The organism is Maribellus mangrovi, assembly GCF_037646455.1.
GTDB lineage: Bacteria > Bacteroidota > Bacteroidia > Bacteroidales > Prolixibacteraceae > Draconibacterium > Draconibacterium mangrovi_A.
Window position 1 is genome coordinate 349,084 of the sequence record NZ_JBBIXN010000002.1, and the last position, 24,357, is coordinate 373,440.

The following is a 24,357-nucleotide window of genomic DNA, read 5'->3' on the forward strand; positions in this document are numbered from 1 at the left end:
TGTTTTAATGTTGTAATTACATTACCAACCCATATTCTGAGTTAGTCCGTTGTTCACATCCCGCTGTGGAATTGGATATAGATTCATGCGCTCTTCGAAATACCTGTCTTCCAATTCCATTTTCTGGTAATTGTACGAACCGTCCGAATTTTGAGTAATATCCATTTTATATACCGGCTGGCTTAATACCTCCGGTGCAATCCCCCACCGACGTACATCCCATGCTCTCTGATCTTCGAAAGCAAATTCAATAAAGCGCTCTTCACGAATTCTGTCTCTCATTTCTTCTTTACTCATACTATTCAGCATGATTTCAGGCAGCCCGCCATGACGCATAACGGTCTGATTTAGCAATGTAGTAGCTGTTAAATAAGACTCTCCCAAGTTAGAAGGACCGTATAATTCGTTGGCAGCCTCTGCCCAGATCAGAACCATATCGGCAAACCGGAAAATTGGCCATTCGCGATTCGATGTTTGTCCTTGTCTCAGGTCGAGTGTAGGATCAAGAAACTTTCTCAAATAATAGCCTGTTTTAGTACCATAATCACGATCCATTCCGTCGCGTCCACCTTTAAATATTTCGATTATTCGAGATTCCGTATTTCTTTCGTCCCAATTGCTGCCGTTTACAATTACGGTGTGCAACAATCTCTCATCACGGTTTTCATAAGGATTTGCCGGATCATATCCTGATCCAGGTTCATCAATCTTTTTGCCGTTCAACATACGGTAGGCATCAACCAAATTTTGAGTTGGATTTGTGCTTCCTGTGGTTAGAACTCCTTCCGAACCTACCGGAAAGTTAACCTGCTCAATGTAATTGATATCGGCCTGGCGGTAACCCAGAATAATTTCGGGGCTGGTGCCATTAAACTGGTCGTAGGGACCAAATGTAAATACACGATCGAAAGCAATGTCTTGTGCCACATCTAAAACCTGTTTCCAGTACTGTTTCTGCTGATCAGAACCTTCAGTAACTGAACTGTTGTAAACTGAACTGGTCAACAACAAGTAGGTTTTACATTTTAGAGCTTTTGCAGCGGTTCCGTTTGGTCTTCCCTGGTCAGCTCCTTCATCAAGCAAGGGCAGCAATTCGTTGTCGATCAAATAATCGCATTGGTCAATAATATAGTTAGCACACGCCTCGAAAGTAGCTCTGCCTTCAGCAAATGCACTGTTCGACAAATCACCCATGTCTTGCACCACATTTTCACCCACCAAAACAACTGCGCCGTATCTTTTTATCAGTTCGTAGTAATACAAGGCCCTCAGGAACAGGGCTTCATTTCTGTAATAGGCCAGGTTTTCAAGAAATACCTGCCTGTTAGCCGGTTCAAATGTTTCGTAAGTTGTCGATTTCGTTTCTTCCAAAAACAGATTTACCTTGTATATGGCGTTATAGTATTTATTCCATACATTATCGGGATGAGATACAGAGTTCCAGTTTCCTGAATTGAAATTCTGAATGCTTGCCCATGGATTGGCATTTTCGGCTTCGTCGGTTGCATTCCCATACAATTCACCCTGGCTAAATCCTTCGGGGCTAAATCCATTTGGCATTTCACTGATCAGATCAACAATGTAGCGATCGATATAGGTTGGATTGTTCCACATCAGATCATCCGTAACTCCGGTATCTTGTTCCATATCAAGCTCCTGACAAGCTGATAAAAGAATGATCAGGACACCCAGGATTGATGAGATTTTTATATAATGTTTTGCTCGTTTCATATCTGTTCTTATTTAAAAGTTAAGATTTAAACCTAAAAAATAGGATTTCATCGGGGGATATCCGATTCCCGTAAATTCAGGATCCGTGTAATCCCAATCACTTAGTGTCAGCATATTAACACCCCGGACAAAGAATCTTACTTTTTCCATTCCAATTCGGGTGGTAAAATTCTCCGAGAGCGAATATCCAAGTTCGATGTTGCGAAGTTTTATGAAATCGCCTTTTCGCACCCAGAATGTAGAAGCCTGGTAATTATTTGTATTGGTTAACGACAAAGCAGGAAAATCGCTTTCGTTTACAATCTCGGTAGCAGCATTACCGGTTAAGAATGGTTGGTAAAGGACACTTTCAGAAAGTAAAATATCGCGATTAAACTGTCCTTGCAACATGGCTTCCAGATCAAATCCTTTGTACTCTAGTCCGAGATTCAGACCAACATCCACGTTACCTACAACATCACCTATTGCGGTCATATCTCTTGAATCGATAACCTGATCGTTGTTTAAATCAGCATATTTCAGGTCGCCTACCCGGGGCGTACCAAAAGTTTGAGTTGGTGACGATTGAATGTCACTTTCACTGTCAAAAGTTCCTTCAACCTGGTAACCATAAACGGTCGATACTGAGTTTCCGGTTCTGTTCAGTTGTGCCAAATCCGATCCGTTCAGCGATTCGCCCATTTCATCGATGGTATTGTCGAAATATGAGAATACGAGGTTCGAGAACCATTTAAATTCATTCTCTTGCGAAGAGTAGCCTAATTCAAATTCAAATCCTGAGTTGGTAAGCTCTCCAATATTCTCATAAGGTAAATCAGCTCCCGTTGCCGAAGGATGATTGTAATCGATGTATAAAACATCCGATCGATTATCCAGGAAGTAATCGAAGGCAAAAGTCAGGTGATCGAACATCTCCAGATCGATACCAATATTTAGTTTCCTGGAAATTTCCCACTGAATATCAGAATTGGCCAACATTCCCGGCTGAATACCATTAATAATGTCCCAGCCTGTACCTATGGGGAAAGAACCTCCACCCGTATAAAACTGTGTAAAGGGATATCTTCCGTTTACATAACGATTTAAACCGGTAATACCATATGATGCTCTTAGTTTACCATAGTTGATAGCACTTTCTTCACCAATAAAATCTTCGTTTGAGAATATCCATCCTGCAGAAACTGACGGGAAGAAACCATACTGATCCCCCTCGGCATACTGATCGGAACCAAAATAACTGGCCGACGCTTCCAACAGGTATTTACCGGCATAAGCGTATTGCACCCGCGCCCCATAATTATTGGTGAGGTATGGGGACAAATCTGTATTCTCGCGGTATTCCTTATCACCCTGGTATCGAAGCAAGACACTTAAATCGTGGTTTTCCGAAGTAGTCAGGTCATAACTAATGTTTGCAGTAACCACATTGTTTCTTACACTGCTGGCATTGCTCCAAACATTATACGACGAAGCTTCGCGATACGAGTAGTAACTGTAACTTCCGCCAGCAGCCGATCCAATTTGAGAATAAGGGAAATACCTCCAGTTACCGTCACCGTTAACAGCTCCGTTATCCAATACATATCCAATTCCGGCAGATAGACCTTCGGCAATAAAATCGAGCTTTTGCGTTAACGAAAAACCGGCATTTAAGAAACTGGTAACCGAGTTGTTTTTTCCTCCGTATTCAATCATTGCAAACGGATTATTGTTAAGCAAGGATGTACCTCCATAACTTCCGTTCGGATTAATTACATTAAATGCATTTGGCGGAAGGGTAGACAATGCAGTCCAAATCTCGCCGGCAGAATAAGCAGGGAATGTATTTTTGTTCATCATCCCCGACAAATCCATAGAGAATCGCGTAGTTTTTGATATGTTAATATCAATGTTCGATCTCAGGTTCAACTGAGTTAAATTAGCGTTGGCTTTCATGTCAGGATTTTCAGGTTTGTACATCCCATTGTTATACAAAAATCCAACATTAACGTAGTACTGGATAAAATCAGAACCACCTCTGATTCCCACATTTGCCCTTGAAATATTTGATGCATTTTTTACCACCTGATCGTACCAGTCAACGTCGGGGTACAAAGGTGATGTTCCGGCAGCTGCAATATCGGCATCAGAATATTTTGCACTTAGCCCATCGTTTGCGGCTGCCTGATTATACAAGGTCATATAATCCCGCGCTCCCAACACATCAATTGTATTTGAAGGACTCTGAAGACCTGACTGAATACTTACATCAATAATGTTCTCATCAACTCTACCTCTCTTTGTGGTAATCAGGATTGCACCGTTGGCGGCTTCCATTCCGAACAACGCAACGGCAGCGGCATCTTTCAGTACTGAAACTGTTTCTACTTCTTCAGGATTCAAATAGGTTAAATCTCTTTCAAATCCATCGATAATAACCAGTGGATCACCATTTGCACCTCTTATCCGAAGCGTGGGCAAATTATAGCCAGGTTCTCCTCCTCCCTGTATTACCGATAAACCGGCCAGTTTACCATAAAGGGTGTTGCCAAAGTTACTTACAGCACCTTTTGAAAGCTCCTCGCCTGTAACAGTAGCCATTGATGAGGAAACGTTGAGTTTCTTTTGTAAGCCGTAAGCAATGTTTATTTCGTCGTTGTGCTTTACTTCAATAATCTCCAGGGAGTCGTTTTGCGCCCATGCACAAAGCGATCCAAGCACAGAGATTAGAAGTAATATTATTTTGCTTAAATATTTTCTCATAATATTCATAATTAGTCTGGTTAGTACTTTGGATTTTGATAGAGTCCCGGAGTATTGTTAACCCAATCATTATGGAGCGGATGGAAGTAATATTTATCTTCAAAGAAATCCACCCAATTGATCTTATTCCTTGACACAACTCCATCATTAATAATTGCACCAACCATATCCAGCTGCAACTCATCACCTTCTTTCCATCTTCTAAGATCAAAATAGCGCTGACCTTCAAGGAAAAATTCTACCTGACGCTCATATTTAATCGCGTTATGGAATTGTTCTCTCGCTGAAGACCCCTCATAATTACCGGCTTCATATCCCGGCATCCCGGAACGTGACCGAACTTCATTTAAATACTGAATGGCTTCTGCTGTAGGGCCGTTATTTGCTTCACTTAATGCCTCAGCATAAAGAAGATACAACTCGGCCAAACGAATAATTGGGTGCACCGGTCTGTAAACCACTGAAGGACCTGCTCCCAATTCTTCGTTTACAAATTTGCGTACCATAAAGCTGGTTTTAAACTCTGTCCAGTCGCCATGTGTTCTGTCGGGAACAGAAGGATCGATATCAAAATTGATCAACTTACTGTTGTAACTTGTTCCAAATTCTGATCCGTGATACACCACATTTTGATAAAATCTCGGGTCTCTATCTTTCCAGTATTCCTGATCGTTATATCCGGCGTCAATACCGGCTTGTGAGATTACAGGTTTTGTCCCGTCGCCGTTCTCGTAACCTGAGATCGGGAACTTACCGTTACGCAATTGGTAACCATCTACATGCTGAAAAGTGGGTTGATAGGTAACATCAACACGATTGTACCAGCCAATTCCGTATGGCCAGTTCATCATATTGTGCGTGTATTCCCAGCCGCCTTCTGAGTTACCCGGATCAAAACGCTGATAAATAATGTGTTCATCAGTAAGGTTTATGGCCAGTTCGTAAATACTGTGTTCAACACCACCGCCGGTATACAGCGCGTGTCCGACGGCATGAGCAGCATCTATAGCTTCTTTACAGGCAGTTGCGGCTCGTTGCCAGCGTTGATCATCGCTATTCCCGTAACCTAACACTTCTGGATGTTCATATCCTGAAGCATATTCAGGAGTAGGCCCATTATATAACGGACTTGCCGCATAAACCAATATTTTAGCTTTTAAAGCCTTTGATGCTGCAACGGTAAATCGCCCTGTCCAACGATCCTCCCACTGTTCCGGCAACAAGGTTGCTGCCAAATCTAAATGGTAAACCATGCTATCGATCATGTCGCCAAAGGCTGCTCTTGGAATTGGATCTTCTCCACCTACCATTCTTTTCCCGATCCACGGTAGACTTCCCCAGTTTTTAAATCCTTTAAAATACTGATAGGCAATATGAGTGTGAGCTTCTCCAAGCATACGTTTTACATATTCCTGCTCAGTCGAAGAAGAAGTTGGTATATCACCTGATTTTTCAATAAATGTATTGCAGTTTCTTACGGCCAGATATAATTTGTCGAGCGGATAAATCTGGCTTGTTGTAGAGCTCAACGTACCGTTAACGTATTTCATGTATTGATTATCGCTGATATTTGGAACGTACATTTGCTCGCCAATATCCGACCAGCTCAGGTAGCCGTCCCACCAACTCAGGTTGATATTATCTGCTCCAAAGTATTCATCGTGATAAAGCGAAAAAATGAGCTGTTGTGCATTGTTTGTCGATGCAAAAACTGTGTCTAATGTGATATCGGCTCCTGCTGGTTTTTCCAGAAAATTGTCCTGGCAAGAAAATACAGAAAGCGATACGACTGCAATTAAACAAGCTTTTATTATCTGATGTATTTTATTCTTTTTCATGATATCCTGTTTTCAATTAAAATTGAACATTTACCCCTAAATTAAACACTCTTGATCTGGGGTAACGAAGTACTCCATTCGTCGTTTCCGGATCGATATTTTTGATCTTCGAAAACGTAAGCAAGTCCATTCCATTAGCAAAAATCCTGAAACTGTTCAATCCAAGATTCTTAATAACCTTCACATCAGAATTAAATGTATAACCCACTTCAACATTTTTAAGTCGAAGATATGTAGCATCCTTAATCCAGTATGTCCCAACATATTTCCAGTTATCGTTTGTATTTAATAGCCGGGGATATTCAATACTTTCACCCGCTGCATATTTTTCCGGAGTGTATCGATCCATTACAAAATCGAGTATTGTTCCTTTGTTCGGAGTTGGATTATAGTTTGTTCTCGTATTAATTGAATAATTAGAAGCTCCCTGCAACAGGACGGATAAGGAGAATCCTTTATGTTCGAATCCTGTATTCAACCCAAACATGGTTTCAGGGAAACTTGGAGTATCCAGGTAACCTTCATCGAGGTTATTGATTAAACCGTCGCCATTCCTGTCGATAAATTTCAAATCGCCGGCTGACACATCATGACCGGCCGTAAATATCTGATAAGCCTGGTACGAATATTTGTCCGCGTCAGGATTTAGTGCACTGTAAGTTGCCCATAATTCATCGCGATAGGCATTGGCATCGGCTTCTGTTCTGAAGAAATCTTCCTGGATGTAGCCCCACATCTCTCCAACTCGTCTTCCGGTTTGCATCCTGTACTCATACGGTTGCTGTGGCTCATCCATCTTCAGTATTTTATTTCGGGCAAATGAGTAATTTAAATTTACCCAATACCGGAAGTTGTTTTTTGTTTCACTCCAGCCTAGTTCCACTTCATATCCTGAATTTTCAACATGGCCCAGATTAAGTGCCAGTTCTCCTGTTTGCTGATAGACTGGAACAACTTGTTGATTGATTAGAATATCGGTTCGATCTTCGGTGAAATAATCAAACTTGGTTGTCAGTTTATTATCCAAAAAATGAAGGTCGACACCATAGTTTATTTTTGTTGAAGTTTCCCAGGTTACGTTCGGGTTTCCGGCAGCCCCCTGGTAAGCCATTGGATAATTCTGCACTTCACCAGGCAATCCGAAGTTAATTCCTGTATCACGCCATCCGTAATAGGCATAATTGTTCATTACATATTTGTCGGGTAAATACAAAAAGCGTTGGTTCATGCGATCGTTACCCACCTTTCCATACGAAAATCTCAACTTACCATAAGTCAGTATTTTTTCACCAATCAGGTTTCTTAGCCAGTTTTCCTCGGTAAACGTCCATCCGGCTGAATATGCAGGGAAAAAACCGAATCGTTTTCCTTCTGCAAAGTTTTCAGAACCATTGTAGCCCAGGTTATATTCAAGCATATATCTGTTGGCGTAATTATAGGTAACACGGCCAACTACCCCCAAATAGGCTCTCGGAATTTCATTCCAGTACGATTCAGAAAAGTGTGATTTATCGGCATTTACCAGTGCCAAGGCAGTTACATTATGTCCGCCACCAAAATTACGGTTATAATTCAGTGCAAATTCATAATACTCTTTTCGTGTTTTACTCTGTGAGGTTGAATTATACGGTAGCACATCTTCCTGCACCTGGTACAAACTTACACTCTGATCTTCATTCAGGTAAGGTCGCCAGTAAGGACGTTTCTTTTCATCCTTATCCCTGCGAATAAAGTTTTGGAAATAACTAACAAGAGATACTGTTCCTTTAGCCGACAGACCTTTAGTTATAAAATCCAGTTTCTGATCGAGAACAATACTATAGTCAGCTGTATTTTGAAGTTCAATGGTATAACCGCGCATATCACTGTTCAGCAGTACAGAGTTGGCATTGTCCTGAAGCAGTACAACTTTGTCGTCCTGTACATATCCATCCCAGGGAGAAGAGTGTACCAGCATATTCCAGTAAAAACCTTCTGCAGGTTCTCTTCCGGCTTGTCCTAATGAGATATTCTCGTTAAAACTTCCCCCGATATTTACTTTGGCCAAAGTGGTTTGTGTAATGTTTATATCGATGTTTGTACGGTAGTTGTACCTTTTATAACTGGTTGATTTATCAAGATTAGGATTTAGATTTTCAAACATTCCCTGCTGGTTAAAGTATCCCAACGAGGCAAAATATTTAAGTCGTTCGGTACCACCTCCAATAGTTATATTATGCTGTTGTTGTAAGGCATAATCCTTAAGCATCAAATCAGCATAATTAGTACTTGGATAAAAATACGGATCATTGGGGTTCAGCGGATTACCATCAGCAACACCTTTAAACTTGTCTCTTATCGATTGTGGATATGGTGCAGTTGGATCTGTAGAATTGGCTGCAAAGCCCATGTATTCGTTTACCAAGCCTGTTTGCGTGTAGCTATCAACAGGATCAATCTTAAACGTTGGAACCATTACGGCCATCGAACCTTTATAATTAATTTGGGCAGGACCGCTCTTTCCTCGTTTTGTTGTAACCAGAATTACACCGTTTGCTCCCCGAACACCAAAAACGGCGGTTGAAGATGCATCCTTAAGGATAGACAGCGATTCAATTTCGTTGGGATCAAGAAAATTTAATGCTGTCTGATCCCGCTCGATTCCATCGATTAATATTAGTGGATTTGAGCCGGAACCCTGATCGAGGGTTCCGATACCGCGGATTTTTATTGTAGCAGCATCCTTACCGGGTCGACCTCCGGATTGATTGGCAATTAAACCCGGGAGACGCCCTGCCAGGGCCTGCGAAACACTGCTTACCGGTTGCGAAACCAATTCTTCCGAAGAAACTGTTGATAACGATCCGGTTACGGTTTCTTTCTTTTGAACACCATAACCTACTACCACTACTTCCTCCAGACTTTCCGTTTCCTCTAGTAAAACAATGTTGAATTCTGTTTGATCTCCGGAAATGGTAATTTCCTGAGAACCGAAGCCAATGTATGATACCATTACAACCGAATTGAGGGGAACCTCAAGTTCAAAAGTACCATTTACATCTGTAACTGTACCCTTCGTAGTACCTTGAATGACGACACTTACTCCGGGAATGGGTTCATTCATTTCATCAACGATAGTACCCTTAATTTTTACACTTTCTTGAATAGCATTTAACTCGTCCTTTTCTTCGGAACTGGATGCAGCTGCTTCAAATGAAGCCCCGCACAAAAAAAGAAAAAGAAAAATCCAGACAGGTCGAAGACATGTATGCAGTATGCTATTCCTGCTCGATAATTTCATAAGCTTTAGTTTTAATTCAGTTTTATACAATCAAATACAAAATTAAGGGGAAATACAAGTTGAGTAAATGGATAATATTGCAATTATTTGCACTATCCGATTATTAATTATCTTAATTGTACAAAATACATTTTCAACAAAAGGACAAATATTGCCAGGTTGAATTTTAAAAAATCCTAGTCATCAAAAATAAATCCACAAAACAAACACTCTCAAATACCTACATATCAATAACTTTAAAAATTTTATGATAAAGCTTAAAAAATCAAAAAAGGATATCAGCCACAGCTATGATAGAAAAGACAAGATATTTAAAAGAACCAATAATTTGACAATCTGATCACATTATCTTTTCTTTGATATGAGAATTTAAACCAGTTCTGATGGAGAATAAAATGGATAAAAACCTGGCAGCCCCTTTACTTGGCAAATCGGATAGTTTTACGGGAGACAGAAGCGTTGTATTATCCCATAAACAATTAAAGAATATTAAAGAAAATCCATTAATAAAGGAATTATACATAACTGCCATTGGATTTTATCCCCATGCAAAACATCATTACAGAGAAAGAAAAAAGGGAATAAATGATTGTATATTAATATATTGCATCGACGGAAATGGAACAATTTTAATTGAAAACAAAAAATACGAGCTCGAACCAAACAGCTTTTTTGTGATTCCACAGCATGTTGCGCATACTTATTGGGCATCTCCTGCTACCCCTTGGTCGATTTACTGGTTACACTTCAGAGGTAAACGCAGCTCCGGATTTACTGAACATTTTGGCAAAATCACTACGATAAAACAATCAACAAAATCGAGAATAGACGACAGGATCGAACAATTCAATGAGCTGTTGACAACTTTGGAATTAGGCTTTTCAAAAGAAAATATAAATTTTGCCAATTTAAGTCTGAACAGTTTACTGGCTTCCTTCTTTTTTGTTGAAACTTATCGTGCTGCAAAAGGATACAGAGGAACAAATCCGGTTGATATGGCTATTATTTTTATGCAAAGTAACATAAATAAAACAATAAAAATATCTGACATCTCGGATCATGTCCAACTATCTGAGTCGCACCTGACCAAGATATTCAGGAATAAAACAGGAAGTTCTCCAATGGATTATTTCATTAATTTGAAAATGCAGGAAGCCATACGACTTTTAATCAGTCGATCGCTTAAAATAAAAGAAGTAGCGTTCAGACTTGGCTACAGCGACCAATACTATTTTACGCGAATATTTACAAAGCACATTGGATCGAGCCCGGGTACTTTTACAAAAATGAACAAACCAAATACATAAAGGATAGGTTGAGCTGAAAATAAAATCATCTACATCTGAAGAAATTGATATAGTGTAAACGAGAATACAGGATCGTCCTTTACCGGGCACTAAAGAAACTAAGGCAAATTTCTAAATTTCAGATTCATCACAAACCATTAAGCCATCCAGAATCTATATATTTATTGAAAATTACAGGATCGTATAACGGAATCAAACCAGCTTTATGAATAAACCTTTAATCTTTCTTTTTCTTTTATGTTCGGGAATAACCGTTTGTGCATCTGCTCAGATTAAGAACATTTCAGAAAACAATGAAAACAGGGAATTTGATCCGGCAACCTTGTTATGGTACGACTCACCTGCAAAAGAGTGGGAAGAAGCACTTCCTGTGGGAAACGGAAGGCTCGGTGCCATGGTTTTTGGGAAATATGATGAAGAACGAATCCAGCTCAATGAAGATACCTACTGGACCGGTGGCCCATATTCAACAGTTGTAGAAGGAGGTGCAGAATTTCTACCTCAAATTCAGAAACATGTTTTTGACGGCGAGCCGATAAAAGCACATAAATTATTTGGAAGACATTTAATGGGTTATCCGGTTGAACAACAGAAATATCAGTCACTGGCTAACCTTATTCTTTTTTTTGAAAACCATTCGGAAATAAGCGAATACAAACGATGGCTCGATCTAAACACAGGCATAACCGGCGTAGAATATACTATAGACGGAGTTACGTATGGCAGAGAGGTTCTTTCTTCAGCTCCCGAGCAGGTAATACTTGTGCACATAACAACCAGTAAACCGGGCAGCCTCTCATTTAAGGCGCAGTTACGTGGAGTTCGCAATGCTGCCCACTCCAATTATGCAACTGATTATTTTTCCATGGACGAGATAGACGAAGATGGATTAATGTTGAATGGAAAATCGGCAGATTACCTGGGAATTGAAGGTAAGCTGAGGTACAAAGCTCAACTCAAAGCTTATTCTGAAGGTGGGACAATAAGAACGGAAGACGACTATTTAATTGTAGAAAATGCAAATGCCGTGACCATGTGCATTGCGGCAGCAACCAATTTTATAAATTATAAAAATGTAAGCGCAGATCAAAATAAACGGGTGGCCGATGCGCTCGAAGCGATAAAGGGCAAAACTTTTGACGAAATGGCAACTGCTTCGGTGCTTGATTATCAGAAATACTTCAAACGGGTCTCTCTGGAACTTCCGGTATCGAAAAACTCCTACCTACCAACAGATAAAAGAATGGCAGCAATAAAAACGGATACTGATGCCAGTCTTGCATCGTTGTGTTACAATTTTGCCCGTTACGTGCTGATAAGTTCATCAAGACCCGGCACACAACCTGCCAATCTGCAAGGAATCTGGAATGAATATATGAATCCTCCGTGGGATTCGAAATATACCACCAACATTAATACTGAAATGAATTACTGGCCGGCTGAATCGGGCAATCTGGCTGAACTTGTTGAACCGCTGACCAAAATGGTAACAGAACTCAGCGACCAGGGAGCGCAGGTGGCAAAAGAGCATTATGGCGCCGGTGGTTGGGTATTTCATCAAAATACCGATTTGTGGCGGGTAGCCGCCCCAATGGACGGACCTTGCTGGGGTACGTTTACTGTTGGAGGTGCATGGCTGACCAACCAGTTGTACGATCACTACCTTTATACACAGGATAAGGAATACCTCCAGGAACTTTATCCGGTGATGAAAGGTGCAGTTCAGTTTTTTATGGATTTCTTGATTAAAGATCCGCAAGGGAAATACCTGGTGACCAATCCCTCCACTTCGCCTGAAAATCCACCCAAAGGACCCGGCTATGAATATTTTTACGACGAGGTTACAGGGATGTACTATTTTGCAACCATTTGCTATGGTTCTTCCATTGACATTCAAATTCTTACTGACCTTTTCGAATACTATATTGAGTCGTCTAAAATATTAGGACTGGATGATGAGTTTGCTAAAAAAGTCGCCGAAGCCCGCCAAAAATTGTCGCCACCAAAAATCGGGAAAGATGGCACTTTGCAGGAATGGACAGAAGATTATGCACAACTGGAAGATAAACACAGGCATTTTTCTCATATGTATGGTTTGTATCCCGGAAATGTAATTTCAGCAAAACGAACCCCTCAATATATTGATGCATGCAAAGCAGTACTGGAGCAACGTGGAGATGGCGGAACAGGATTTTCACGGGGATGGAAAATGGCTCTTTGGGCAAGGCTTTATGATGGAAACAGGGCCAATACCGTTTTTAAAGGATATATTCGGGAGCAGTGCTATCCACAATTGTTCGCTAAATGTGGCACCCCTCTTCAGATTGACGGAACAATGGGAGTTGCCGCCGGTATTACCGAAATGCTGGTTCAATCGCATGAAGGTGCTATTGATTTGCTGCCTGCATTACCCGATGAATGGAATGAAGGTCATTTTGACGGAGTTTGTGTCCGCGGCGGTTTTGAGCTGGATATGAGTTGGAAGGACAAATCCATTACCGAGCTTGAAATCATATCAAAAGCCGGAACAATATGCCGCATCAACAACGGGGTAAATCTTAAGGTAACCAAAGACGGGGAAAAAGTAAAAATAAAAACTAACAAGGATGGTTCGGTTGAATTTAAAACCGTAAAAGGAGAAGTTTACCAATTAACCCAAAAATGAGATAATGAGAAAACCTGTTCGGATAATTAAAGCTGCTGAAATAAAACAAAATTATTCCATGAAGAAAGCGATTGATGCCATGGAACAGGCATTTACTTCTTTATCTTCCGGCGAGAGTTTTGTACCTGCACGCTATGTATCAAGTCTTCCCTCAAAACAACTTTTGATGTTGTTTAAACCTGCCCATGTTGAAAAAGATAATCGTGTGGCTGTTAAAATCATTACCCAGCGCGAAAGAAGCTGCATACAGGGGATTCCAACTATTCAGGGAATTATTCTGGTGGTTGATTCGGTGAGTGGCGAAATCCTTTCGATAATGGATGGCGAGTACATCACAGCCCTGCGAACCGGTGCTGCCAGCGGACTGGCAACCCGCTATTTTTCGCGAAAGGATGCCCAAACAATGGCCCTATTCGGCTGCGGTGCACAGGGACGAACGCAGCTTGAAGCAGTGCTTTGCGAACGCAACATTAAAAAAGTTTTTGTCTTTGATAAGAACAAAAACCGGGCAAGCAGACTTATCGAAGAGATGGGAAAAAAATTGAAACCGAAACTGATATTTAGCAGAGACACTTCCCTATTGTCTGAAGCCGATATAATTTGTACTGCAACCAATTCCACAAAACCTCTATTTAAAAAAGAGGAAGTTAAAATGGGTGTCCACATAAATGCTATTGGATCATTTCAGCCAAAAATGCAGGAAATCGATCCCTTTTTAATCAGGGATGCCAAGGTTTATGTTGATCAGGCAAGACCTTGTCTGAAAGAAAGTGGTGATATGATAAAACCTATATTGGAAGGTATAATTTCGGAAAAACACATTGTTGGGGAAATCGGAGATTTCTGTTTAAATAAAATAAAAGGACGGGAATCTGATGATGAGATTACACTATTCAAAAGTGTGGGAGTTGCCATTCAGGATTATGCCGTAGCAACCGATATTTACAATGCTTCACTTATTACGAATTTCGGACAGGAAATTAAACTTTTTGAATCATGAAAAAATTACCCGGTATTTTTAACGATGTGATTGGCCCTGTAATGAGAGGACCATCCAGTTCACATACGGCAGCCTCCTGGCGAATAGGCAAAATCGGAACTGAAATATTAAATGAACCTTTACAAAAGGCACTTATTGAATTTGATCGTGAAGGAGCCTGGGCACCGAATTATCGCGAACAAGGAACAACAATGGGAATGAACGGCGGTCTTTTGGGACTGGAGATCACCGATGAACGAATGAAAGATACTGAAGGTTATGCTCAGGAAAAGAGAATAGCCATCGAATATAAGATCAGCTCCTTCGAAACCAACCATGCCAATACAGTGCGCCTAACGTTGTGGGGAAAGTCACAAAAGAAAGTACAAATTATCGCTGTTTCACTTGGGGGTGGTAGTTTTGAAATCCGGTCTGTTGACGGTTTTCAGGTGCAATTAAGCGGTGATTTATATTACATGCTGATTTCCACCAAAAATAAGCCGGACCAGTCAGAAGAATTAAAAACCGTTATCCCTTCAGGTATTGAAATATCATCCGAAAAGAAAAAAGAGGAAATAAAATATCTATTAAAATCTTCGCAATCCTTTTCGTCTGAATTGGTAAGGCAAGTTCAACAACTTCCGGCTGTCGATGAGATTGCACTTATACACCCAATAATGCCCGTCATCGGCGGCAAACAATCGGAGATGCCATTTAGCTCCGTTCAGTCTTTAATCGATTATGCCGAAGAAAACAATGCTGACCTGGGAGACATGGGATTAATTTATGAAAAATGCATAAGTGAAGCCCCCGAACAGGAGTTGATCAGGAAAATGGAGGAAATCATTCATATCATTCATAAAAGTATTGCTACCGGATTGGCTGGAACCTCATTCAAGGACCGGATACTGCAGCAACAGTCGCATTTAATTGAAAAGGCAGAGAAAGAAGGTAAAATAAAGGATTCGATAATAAACAGGATAATCGCGAACGTATCGGCAATCATGGAGTCCAAAAGTTCTATGGAAGTTATTGTTGCTGTGCCTACGGCTGGCTCCTGTGGAACGGTTGGGGGTTCGTTAAAAGCAATTTCTGAAAATCTGAGATCTTCCCAAGATGAACTTATTAAAGCCTACTTTGCCGCCGGAATTGTAGGCGCTTATTTTGCTCAGGGACCGGGATTTTCCGCCGAGGAACATGGTTGTCAAGTCGAATGTGGAGCAGCTGCAGGAATGGCGGCGGCGGGAATCGTTCAGTTATTGGGAGGAACAGTAAAACAGGCAATAGGTGCTGCATCTATGGCCATTCAAAACATGATTGGTCTGGTGTGCGATCCTGTAGCCGACAGGGTTGAGGTACCGTGCCTTGGGAAAAACATAAGTGCTGCTGTTAATGCTTACGCTTCAGCCATAATGTCCGTGTCCGGGTACGATTATGTTATTCCGCTTGACCAGGTAATAAAAACAGTCTCCAGGGTGAGTAAAACAATGCCAAATTGCGTGAAATGTACAGGAAAAGGAGGACTGGCAATTACTGAGGAAGCGATTAAACTGAAACTGAAACTTGCAAAAAAGTAAATTATTTAAATCGAAAGTAAGCTGTTCAAAACCTACAGTACTTGTACTGGAGCATCTTTTACCAAAACAACATTTACAATTTCAACTTCTGTTTGAAACTGTAATGATGTAGCTCCCCTCGTTTAAGTTAAATCTTCCGGTCTCCAGACCTTCAATTTTCTCATGATCAAAATTCACTCCTTCTTTTTGGATTGAGATAGATTGAGAGTTAGCAATATTTAGTTTAACCTCAGCTTTGCTTCCGGCCGGGATTTTCATTTCGTACAAATAAGAATTTTCGCCAATCTTTTGCCAGTTCGATACAATTTCTCCGAAGGGAGAATGATAGACGCAGTTTACAAACTCGAGTCCTTCAGGAGTTGCAGGAGCCAAAGTGAACACTTTGAATCCCGGATTTTGAGCCTGGGGCCGGATTCCACCAAGCCAACGATAATACCATTCTGTTACAGATCCAAACATGGGATGGCAGTTGGAATATGTGTTCTCACTCTCTTTCCATGTTTCCCAGAGTGTAGTTGCCCCTTTATCAATCATAAATCCCCAGCCCGGAAATTCTGTGCTGTTTGCAATTTCAAATACTTTTTCGGGGCTATCATATTGTGAAAGTACTTCCAATACATATTTTGTTCCGAAAATCCCGGTATTAAAATGGCCGGAAGGACCATTATTAATTGCCAGTAGCAAAGAATCCGCTGCAGCACTCAAATCTGTTTCAGGAATAATTCCGTGATAAAGTAGGGTAGAATACAATGTTTGTCCGTTAATTTCCCCCACAACCGGCTTATCCCAAAATTCTGCCCTTATCAGTCTTTTGAGCTTTTCAGCCAGCCTTTCATATTTCTCTTCCATTTCTTTGTCCCCCATTATTCCGGCAAATACTTGCATGATCCGTGCACATTGCAGATAATGAGCTGTCCCCGTCAATTGCTCCGGTACAGGTTCCAACGATTCATGATCGCTGAGCCCTTTATCAACCATGCCATCCGGATGAATACGAGCTACTTTGTCCATCCACTTATTATCCAGTTCATAAAGTTCTTTAATTATATCTGTATCAGCATAGTACAAATAGAGATAATACTGAGTAATAAGAAATGCTGACTCCCAGCTGATTCCGCAATATTCTATTCCGGTATATGGAGCAGTATCAACAAAAATGGAATCATTCATAGCATCAATCCAGTCGTAAATTGTCTTGCGGTAAAATGCCTGCATATCAAAATTGTATATAAACGACTCGCTTGTTGCATTCAAATCGCCACCGTAACCAAATTTCTCTCTTGCCGGACAATCGGACTGAACACTTACAAGGTTCGCCAGAAATGTTCGTTCAGTGGCTTCCTGAATCGAATTTAAAAGATCGGAAGAACAGAAAAAACTGTTTTCATTAGAAACATTTGAATGCATAAACAATCCTTTGATCTCAGAAATTTTAGGCTTTTTGCTGAGTCCCTTTATTTCCATGTACCGATAAGTGTGATAGGTAAATTCCGGAGAAAACCAGGTATTTGTGGTATCTCCAACAATATAACTATCGGTTTGCCAGGCTATATCCGGGGCACCGGGGCCTCCCACCCCTTTGCGTTTAATTTGTCCGGCAACTGTGGTCATCGGATTCAGGGTCCCATCTTCATATACTCTTTCACCAAACCTAAACTTAATGGTATCGCCCACTTTCCCCGATAATTTTATTTTGTAGGTTCCGGTAAAATTAACTCCCATATCCACTATGAACGTTTCGGTAACAGGTGAATAAATTTCTACTGGTGTTAGCTCTTTTACAATCTGCACAGGTGGAAAGAATGCTTTTTGTATTTTTCCTCCGGGGCTTTCAGTTTTTTGTGCAAAGTTCCAGGAAGTTTCGTCATATCCAGGCCAGTTCCAAGCGGATATTTTTTTCCGGGCATCATAAACAATGCCAATGTAAACATCGTTTTGCAAAAGTGGCCCTAACGCAAATTTCCAGGTATTATCGGATACAATTTCTTGCGTTTTCCCATTTTCGTAGCTTATTACAAGCTTTGCAATAAAAGCAGGTTTCCCAACTTTGTTCAAATCATTTCTTAAATTTCTCCGTCCCCATTTTCGAAGCGGAAGTGGATTATAAAATCCGTTACCCAGTGAAACTCCCAAACAATTGGTTCCCTTAATCAGTGATGATGTAACATCGTATTCAGAATAATAAATCCGTTTGCTGTAATCTGTCCATGCCGGATCAAGAACACTTTTTCCAATCTTCTGACCGTTTATAGTGGCCTTGTAATAGCCGGCAGCCGTAATAAAAAGCGTTGCACTTTTTATTTCATCACCCAGTACAAATTCCTTTCGAAATAGTGGAGTCGGCCGGTCGAGGTAGAACAGTGAATCTTTTTTCGGCAATTCTCGTGTATCCGTAATCCAGTCTGCTATCACACCTCTATCAAAAACAGGGATGTCAGTTTGTTCTGGAGGTTGTTTGCAGGATAATATAGCAAACAGAAAAAATAGAATTGTATATGATTTCATTTTGGCCATTTCCAATCTTGTCAGGCAAGTTAGTTTAATTGGAACTTATTCTATCCGAAAGTAATCTCATCGAAACGGAATCACTCTTGTGTCGAAAATTGTTCACCAGCTCAGAATATTCCGATTGAAAGGCCAGGTTATTGACTTCATTCGCATCTTCTTTCAGATTGTATAATTCCACAAAATCAGGATGCGCCTCATACCTTATAAACTTCCAGTTTTTGTTCCTGAAACATTCAGTTTTGGGAATTAATGGATTTGTTGCCCAAAGGTGTTCGCAAAAAATGGAAGTTCTCCAGTTTTCAGCATTTCCATTGAAAAATGCGCTCAAGCTTTCACCATGATACCTGTCGGGAACAGCAACACCGGCGAGATCAAGTATAGTTGGCGTGACATCGATATTCAGCACTAATTCATCAAATGTTTTACTTTGTTCTGACTCCGGTAGTCTTGGATCAAAAATTATCAGGGGCACTCGAATAGATTGCTCGTACATCAGCCACTTCCCTGCATATCCTCTTTCTCCCAGAAAATAACCATTATCGCCCATAAGAATAATCACGGTATTGTCATCCAGTCCCTGTTCTTTAAGAGCAGTTTGTATCCGGCCAATCACACTGTCAACACCGCTGATCATTTTATAATATCCTTTTACCATTTTCTGAAATTTTTCAGAAGTATCGTAGCGCCAGTACCATCTTTTCCTGTTCATTGTCTTTTTCAAAAATTCCGGTAATGCCTCAAAAAAAGCGGGATCAGCTGTTGCGGGAACAGGTATATCTGCATTAGCATACATGCTGTCACAGTACGAAGGCCAGAAATATTGTTCTTCTGCCCCATCATCGGCATGTGGCGACCAAAAGGAAAGGGACAGGCAAAATGGATTATCTTTATTGTATTTTATAAAATCGATGGCATAGTTTCCGTTGATATCAACCAAATGCATTTTATCACCGCCAACATCTTTCAGATATGGGTAGTTAGTAACAATGAACGAATCGAATAATGAATCTTCAATACCTTCATTAACTTTCACACCAAATTTTCCGACAAAACCTGTCTTATATCCCGCCTTTTTTAATAAATACGGATAGCTCTCATACATGTATTGATCGTCTATTGGAGGCTGAGTGAATGTGTAGTCGTGAGTTCTCTCGTAAAGTCCGGTAAACAGCGATGCCCTGCTGGCAGCACAAATTGGGGTTGTAACAAAGGCATTTTTGAAATATAAACCGGAGCCTGCCAGTTTATCCATGTTTGGTGTTTTAATGATAGAATTACCGGCAAATCCAAGAGCATCCCAGCGCTGATCGTCCGTAAGAATAAAAATTATATTGGGCTTGTTTGTTGTTTTTCTTTTTTCAGTTTTGTTACATGATGCAAAAACCAGTAATAGGCATAAAACTACTGATATTGTAAAAACAGACTTCATACTTTTGTTTTTCTGAGAATTATCGGGTTTTAATATCCGTATTTTCATCGTATCCTTATCAATTTTTAGGGTAAAACAACAATCAAAATTCTCATTATTAACTCTTTATTTTTTAATAAGCTCTTCATTTGATTTGTAACTTAATTTTGTCGTGAAAGAATTATTACAGTAAATAAAAATAGGTGGTTTTAAACAAAAAGCAATACAGCGAACTAAGCGATTATTATTATCGTTATGTTTTCATATATCGTATTCAGTACTTCTTTATATGGTGCCAAGAAAAAACCAACAACCTAATTTACAGACTGTTGCCTTATAATAGTCAACCACTATAGTAACTATTGCAAATCCTCCGGATAAAAGACTTTTCGATCCGCCAGATTGCCTACGAACTCACCTGACGAGAACAGAACGATGAATTAAAAAAAACATCTGTTTTTCTCAATATAAATGCATAGAAAGCAAGTCGTTATAGTTAATGGCTTACTTTTTATCTTTCCGTAGATACCTTTATGTTGAGTGATTAGTGTTTTAATAATTGTTACTCTAGTGTGGCTTCAATCTTCCAAATTCCGGGTTCAACCATGAACTTAATAAAGTCGTTTTTTACACCTTTTGAAGATACGCCCGGAACACTCGCAATAGTTTTGCCATTATTCCAGATCTGATGGCCATTAATGTTGATGGATCGAACTTTCTGTTGTGGAATACCAACAATGGCTTTTGTTCCTTTGGGAGACTCCAAACGAGTAGTAAAATTAGTATGTCCTTTGGTGTGATAAACTTTTATATCACCCTTAACAGAAGGTACGGTTTGGCTTACTTTTTTCAAACCTCCCATTTTTGGAAGAATTTCGTAAACAGTCCATCCCGGTTTAACAGGAGAAATACCAACAATATTCTGTGACAACACCGTATTGGGTGCATTCCATCCGTGATTGATGGTACCTTCTTTTAGTCCACTCCAAACTTCCCATAAAGTATTGTATTTACTTTCAACCATCTCAGTATAACGCTCATTCATCCTTACCAGCGCCAACGAATCGGAACCGATCCTGCAAAGTGCCTCGAGCACATATTTTTCCATATACGGACTGGCAAAGATTTGTTCATTCAGCACCTTATTAACACCTGTATATTGCTCTGATTTAGCAAGGCCGGCAAGCACTGCCATGGCATTCGCACGGTCGTCGGGAACAGCTAAATTGTCCGAACGAAAATGTTGTTCATCTTCTTTCCAGAACACCCGGTTAAAATTATTTTCCATACTATTCATTCGTGAACTGTATTGAGCAGTGTCTTTTGCATAACCACTCATTGTAGCCATTGGTATAGCTGCTTTTAAGGCGAGGTAGTACCAGGCGTTGTCGAGAATGGCGATATCGATATTGGTTCCCCAGTCGCCCCAATCCCATGCTCCTCTTCGATGTTGCACCAATCCATTCTCATCCATTTTCCAAATACTCAAATATTTTCGAACCGCAGGATAAGCATTCCGAATAGTAGAACTGTCATTCGTATTCACGAAATAATTCCAGAAACCATACCAGCCGATACTCGCCAACATCTGCTGAGGTAATTCGGCACTCCAAAGTGTAGATGTTGGAGAATAAAGCGTACTATCATCGCGCTGCCAGTCAACCAAGGTCTTGATGGATTTTCGAATAAGTGCATGGGATGTGGTGTCGAGTGTATAAAAGCATTCTCCACTTTGGTTAACAACGTCTCCCCACCACAAGGCGCGTTCACGATCCGGGCAATCCATGAAATTATCAAACATGTTGATGTATAAAGTTCGACGGGCCATGTTCCAAAGTGTATTATAAAACGGATCATTACATGTAAAATCACCGGTGAATTCAGCCGGGTAGCCAATCTCCCGATATTTTAGTGATATAATCTCCACTCCTTCGGGGATTGTATAATTAACTGTATTTCCACTCATCCAAACCAAAGTTTCAAACTCCTGGATACCTTCTTTTGTGATGTATTCAGCCCGGTTAGCCGGTCCTTCTCCAAAGTCGTACCATCCATCGTATTGATCTGTCTGAATGTTGATCAGTTTGCCGGCCGGAGATTTAACTTTAAGATAGGCTGAAACACGGGCATTATAAGGAAGAATGCCTTCAACGATTCCGTCATTTCCAGAACCGGGAAGCGATGCCGAATTTGTATAATCCTGCAATCCACTATCTTTCCATTTCGGAAAGGGGCGCCTGACCATTTCATTCCAGGGAAGCATGGGCGGAACACCTTTTTCAGCTGCAGGTTTCCAATCAGAATCATCGTATTCCGGCAACTGCCAACCTTCCAATGTATTATTGGTAGCCCTAAATCGGACATTCCATACGGAAAGCCTGAAATTGGGTTGTCCTCCGGTTGTTGAATGTTCGTAGGCTGAATGTCTTTTTATTTTCCAGGTTGAATCAGAAAATATGGGAGTTTCGCTAAAATCAGCTTCAAATAATAATCCGCCCTTTCCGCCGTCGTGATGCGAAAATCCTTCTCTTCCCCAATACCAAACCAAAGCAGCTATTAAATTTGAACCAGATTTTAGATAGGGAGCCAGATTTACCTCATCATAATACGTTTCATTCAGTCTGTCTCGCTTTAACTGTCCTTCAAAAACCACAAGTTCCCCGTTAATCCACAACCAGTATTTCGAATCGGCAGAAATACGCGCTATTGCTTTTGAAGGAACAGAATCCAGCGAAATTGTTTTACGAAAACACATCCAGGTATCCCGGGGACCATCTGTTTCTTGCCAGATCCAATTAGCGTTCCATGGTTTATTCAAATTGCTCTGTGCATTTGCGAAGAATCCACCCGACAGTATGGCCAACAGTATTAAGATTTGAAAACAAAACAATTTACATAAGTGCTTTAGCGTTACGTTATTTTCTTGCCTGTTTAGTATATTTTGTATCGTTTTTCGAAATTCTATCATTGGTTTGTTAATCTACTTATATTTAAATAATAATCGCATAAATGATTGTTCAGAATCTGCCAAACGACAATATTTTATCGCTAAAAAACTCCAATTTACAAGTCAGTAAATCACATCACGGATTGACTAAAAGTAACATCAAACAAGGTTAGACATATGTTTCTGATTAATGAAGATAGGTTAGAATTTTATCCTTAATCTATTATCGTGTCATAACATTGATATTTGTTAGATTTATCGATCCAGAGCCTTAAACTTAACACAACAGCGGAATTGATTCTTCCGGAAAAAAAATTTTATATCTTCTGCAGTATTCTTGCTTAATCAATTGCAGGAACGCCGGTTTTAGTACGCTCGACCTTTATAATTTTGCCGTTCTCATCATACTCCAGTTTATCGACACAAACGCTGCGACGGAAAGGTCCTCCCGTTGGAGTGCCGGCGTTGTGATAAAAAATGTAGTCCTGTCCTTTGAACGTTACAATAGCTTGATGGTTTGTTGGTGAGTTGGTAATGGTATCATTAATTAAACCCTGATATTTCCAGGGACCTGTTACGCTTTTAGAAGTCGAATATTCGGTGGTAGAAGGATAGTGCGCCGCGTATGAGAGGTAGTAGGTTTCACCCTTCTTGTGTATCCAGGGTGCTTCGAAGAAGTTTTTGGCTTCAACGGTTTCAACCGGCCCGTCGGTTTCAATCATGTTATCTTTCAATTTCACATAGCGTGCAGCATTCCACGAACCCCAATACATGTATACCTGCCCGTCATCGTCAACATAAACTGCCGGATCAATATTCAGAACGATCGAATTAGTTGTTGTGTCGCAGATGATGGGTTGTCCGGAGGCATCTTTGTAAGGTCCCAGCGGGTGATCGGCAACTGCAACGCCAATTCCAAATCCTTCGTGTAAAATCGCTGTCGTATCTTTTAACACCATCGGCACATACCACCAAAATTTTCCGTGATTTTCAACGCAGTGCCCGGCAAAAGCATTATGCGATGCCCAATCGAAATCTTTAACACTTAGCTTTACACCATGATTGGTCCAGTTGACCATATCTGCCGTGGAAAACACGTACCATTTTTTCATAACAAATCCGTCTTCGCCCACAGGCACTTCATCTGATCCGGTAAACAGGTAAAGCGTGTCGTTGTATACGAGAACGCTGGGATCCGCAGTTAAGGGCTCTTCAAATAGCGGATTACCACTGTACTCTGTGGTTTTTTCCTGACAATTCGTAAATAAAAAAATCGTGACAATTGTAACGAATAATAAAGATACTTTGCTCATTTTTTTGGATTTGATTTGATCAATAAAGAATTCAGAAGATTAAATTCCCGAATGTACACCCC

The 24,357-nt window shown here is 40.4% G+C and carries 12 protein-coding genes; 4 read left to right on the forward strand and 8 right to left on the reverse strand.

Annotated features, from left to right (window positions below):
• Positions 1-21: 21 nt before the first annotated feature.
• The 4 genes from WFY05_RS09425 to WFY05_RS09440 are packed head-to-tail and all read right to left on the reverse strand — an operon-like array spanning position 22 to position 9,591.
• Positions 22-1,731, reverse strand: coding sequence for a RagB/SusD family nutrient uptake outer membrane protein (locus WFY05_RS09425; RefSeq protein ID WP_340112569.1), 1,710 nt, complete (start codon positions 1,729-1,731; stop codon positions 22-24).
• Between the two features lie 12 nt (positions 1,732-1,743).
• A complete protein-coding gene (locus WFY05_RS09430) occupies positions 1,744-4,473 on the reverse strand; it encodes a SusC/RagA family TonB-linked outer membrane protein (protein WP_340112570.1) in 2,730 nt (909 codons plus the stop codon).
• Positions 4,474-4,493: 20 nt separating this feature from the next.
• On the reverse strand, positions 4,494-6,311 hold the full coding sequence (locus WFY05_RS09435; protein ID WP_340112571.1) for a RagB/SusD family nutrient uptake outer membrane protein: 1,818 nt from the start codon (positions 6,309-6,311) through the stop codon (positions 4,494-4,496).
• Between the two features lie 16 nt (positions 6,312-6,327).
• Positions 6,328-9,591: a SusC/RagA family TonB-linked outer membrane protein gene (locus WFY05_RS09440; protein WP_340112572.1), complete on the reverse strand. Its 3,264-nt coding sequence runs from the start codon at positions 9,589-9,591 to the stop codon at positions 6,328-6,330.
• A gap of 383 nt (positions 9,592-9,974) precedes the next feature.
• Between WFY05_RS09440 and WFY05_RS09445 the strand changes: the two genes are divergently transcribed.
• From WFY05_RS09445 to WFY05_RS09460, 4 genes are all read left to right on the forward strand, one after another.
• The gene (locus WFY05_RS09445; RefSeq protein WP_340112573.1) at positions 9,975-10,898 is read left to right on the forward strand and encodes an AraC family transcriptional regulator; all 924 of its coding nucleotides are present in this window, start codon (positions 9,975-9,977) and stop codon (positions 10,896-10,898) included.
• Positions 10,899-11,103: 205 nt separating this feature from the next.
• Positions 11,104-13,563: a glycoside hydrolase family 95 protein gene (locus tag WFY05_RS09450; RefSeq protein WP_340112574.1), complete on the forward strand. Its 2,460-nt coding sequence runs from the start codon at positions 11,104-11,106 to the stop codon at positions 13,561-13,563.
• Between the two features lie 4 nt (positions 13,564-13,567).
• Positions 13,568-14,563: an ornithine cyclodeaminase family protein gene (locus WFY05_RS09455; RefSeq protein WP_340112575.1), complete on the forward strand. Its 996-nt coding sequence runs from the start codon at positions 13,568-13,570 to the stop codon at positions 14,561-14,563.
• The gene (locus WFY05_RS09460; RefSeq protein ID WP_340112577.1) at positions 14,560-16,119 is read left to right on the forward strand and encodes an L-serine ammonia-lyase, iron-sulfur-dependent, subunit alpha; all 1,560 of its coding nucleotides are present in this window, start codon (positions 14,560-14,562) and stop codon (positions 16,117-16,119) included. The genes WFY05_RS09455 and WFY05_RS09460 overlap by 4 nt, the downstream gene beginning before the upstream one ends.
• An 81-nt stretch (positions 16,120-16,200) precedes the next feature.
• Here WFY05_RS09460 and WFY05_RS09465 read toward each other — a convergent pair whose 3' ends face one another.
• The 4 genes from WFY05_RS09465 to WFY05_RS09480 all read right to left on the reverse strand — a co-directional run bounded on the left by WFY05_RS09465 (position 16,201) and on the right by WFY05_RS09480 (position 24,295).
• Positions 16,201-18,624, reverse strand: coding sequence for a family 78 glycoside hydrolase catalytic domain (locus WFY05_RS09465; RefSeq protein WP_340112578.1), 2,424 nt, complete (start codon positions 18,622-18,624; stop codon positions 16,201-16,203).
• Between the two features lie 34 nt (positions 18,625-18,658).
• Positions 18,659-20,104: a sulfatase family protein gene (locus WFY05_RS09470; protein ID WP_340112579.1), complete on the reverse strand. Its 1,446-nt coding sequence runs from the start codon at positions 20,102-20,104 to the stop codon at positions 18,659-18,661.
• A 493-nt stretch (positions 20,105-20,597) separates the two neighbouring features.
• Entirely contained in the window at positions 20,598-22,898 is a 2,301-nt protein-coding gene (locus WFY05_RS09475; RefSeq protein WP_340112580.1) for an alpha-L-rhamnosidase-related protein, read from the reverse strand.
• Between the two features lie 425 nt (positions 22,899-23,323).
• Entirely contained in the window at positions 23,324-24,295 is a 972-nt protein-coding gene (locus WFY05_RS09480; protein WP_340112581.1) for a glycoside hydrolase family 43 protein, read from the reverse strand.
• Positions 24,296-24,357 lie beyond the last annotated feature (62 nt).

What these genes read in the sequence shown, in the direction of transcription:
- WFY05_RS09455 (WP_340112575.1), top strand. Translation starts at nt 13,568, where the DNA reads ATGAGAAAACCTGTTCGGATAATTAAAGCTGCTGAAATAAAACAAAAT.
- WFY05_RS09460 (WP_340112577.1), top strand. Translation starts at nt 14,560, where the DNA reads ATGAAAAAATTACCCGGTATTTTTAACGATGTGATTGGCCCTGTAATG.
- WFY05_RS09435 (WP_340112571.1), bottom strand. Translation starts at nt 6,311, where the DNA reads ATGAAAAAGAATAAAATACATCAGATAATAAAAGCTTGTTTAATTGCA.
- WFY05_RS09480 (WP_340112581.1), bottom strand. Translation starts at nt 24,295, where the DNA reads ATGAGCAAAGTATCTTTATTATTCGTTACAATTGTCACGATTTTTTTA.
- WFY05_RS09470 (WP_340112579.1), bottom strand. Translation starts at nt 20,104, where the DNA reads ATGAAAATACGGATATTAAAACCCGATAATTCTCAGAAAAACAAAAGT.
- WFY05_RS09430 (WP_340112570.1), bottom strand. Translation starts at nt 4,473, where the DNA reads ATGAGAAAATATTTAAGCAAAATAATATTACTTCTAATCTCTGTGCTT.
- WFY05_RS09465 (WP_340112578.1), bottom strand. Translation starts at nt 18,624, where the DNA reads ATGAAATCATATACAATTCTATTTTTTCTGTTTGCTATATTATCCTGC.
- WFY05_RS09445 (WP_340112573.1), top strand. Translation starts at nt 9,975, where the DNA reads ATGGAGAATAAAATGGATAAAAACCTGGCAGCCCCTTTACTTGGCAAA.
- WFY05_RS09450 (WP_340112574.1), top strand. Translation starts at nt 11,104, where the DNA reads ATGAATAAACCTTTAATCTTTCTTTTTCTTTTATGTTCGGGAATAACC.
- WFY05_RS09440 (WP_340112572.1), bottom strand. Translation starts at nt 9,591, where the DNA reads ATGAAATTATCGAGCAGGAATAGCATACTGCATACATGTCTTCGACCT.
- WFY05_RS09425 (WP_340112569.1), bottom strand. Translation starts at nt 1,731, where the DNA reads ATGAAACGAGCAAAACATTATATAAAAATCTCATCAATCCTGGGTGTC.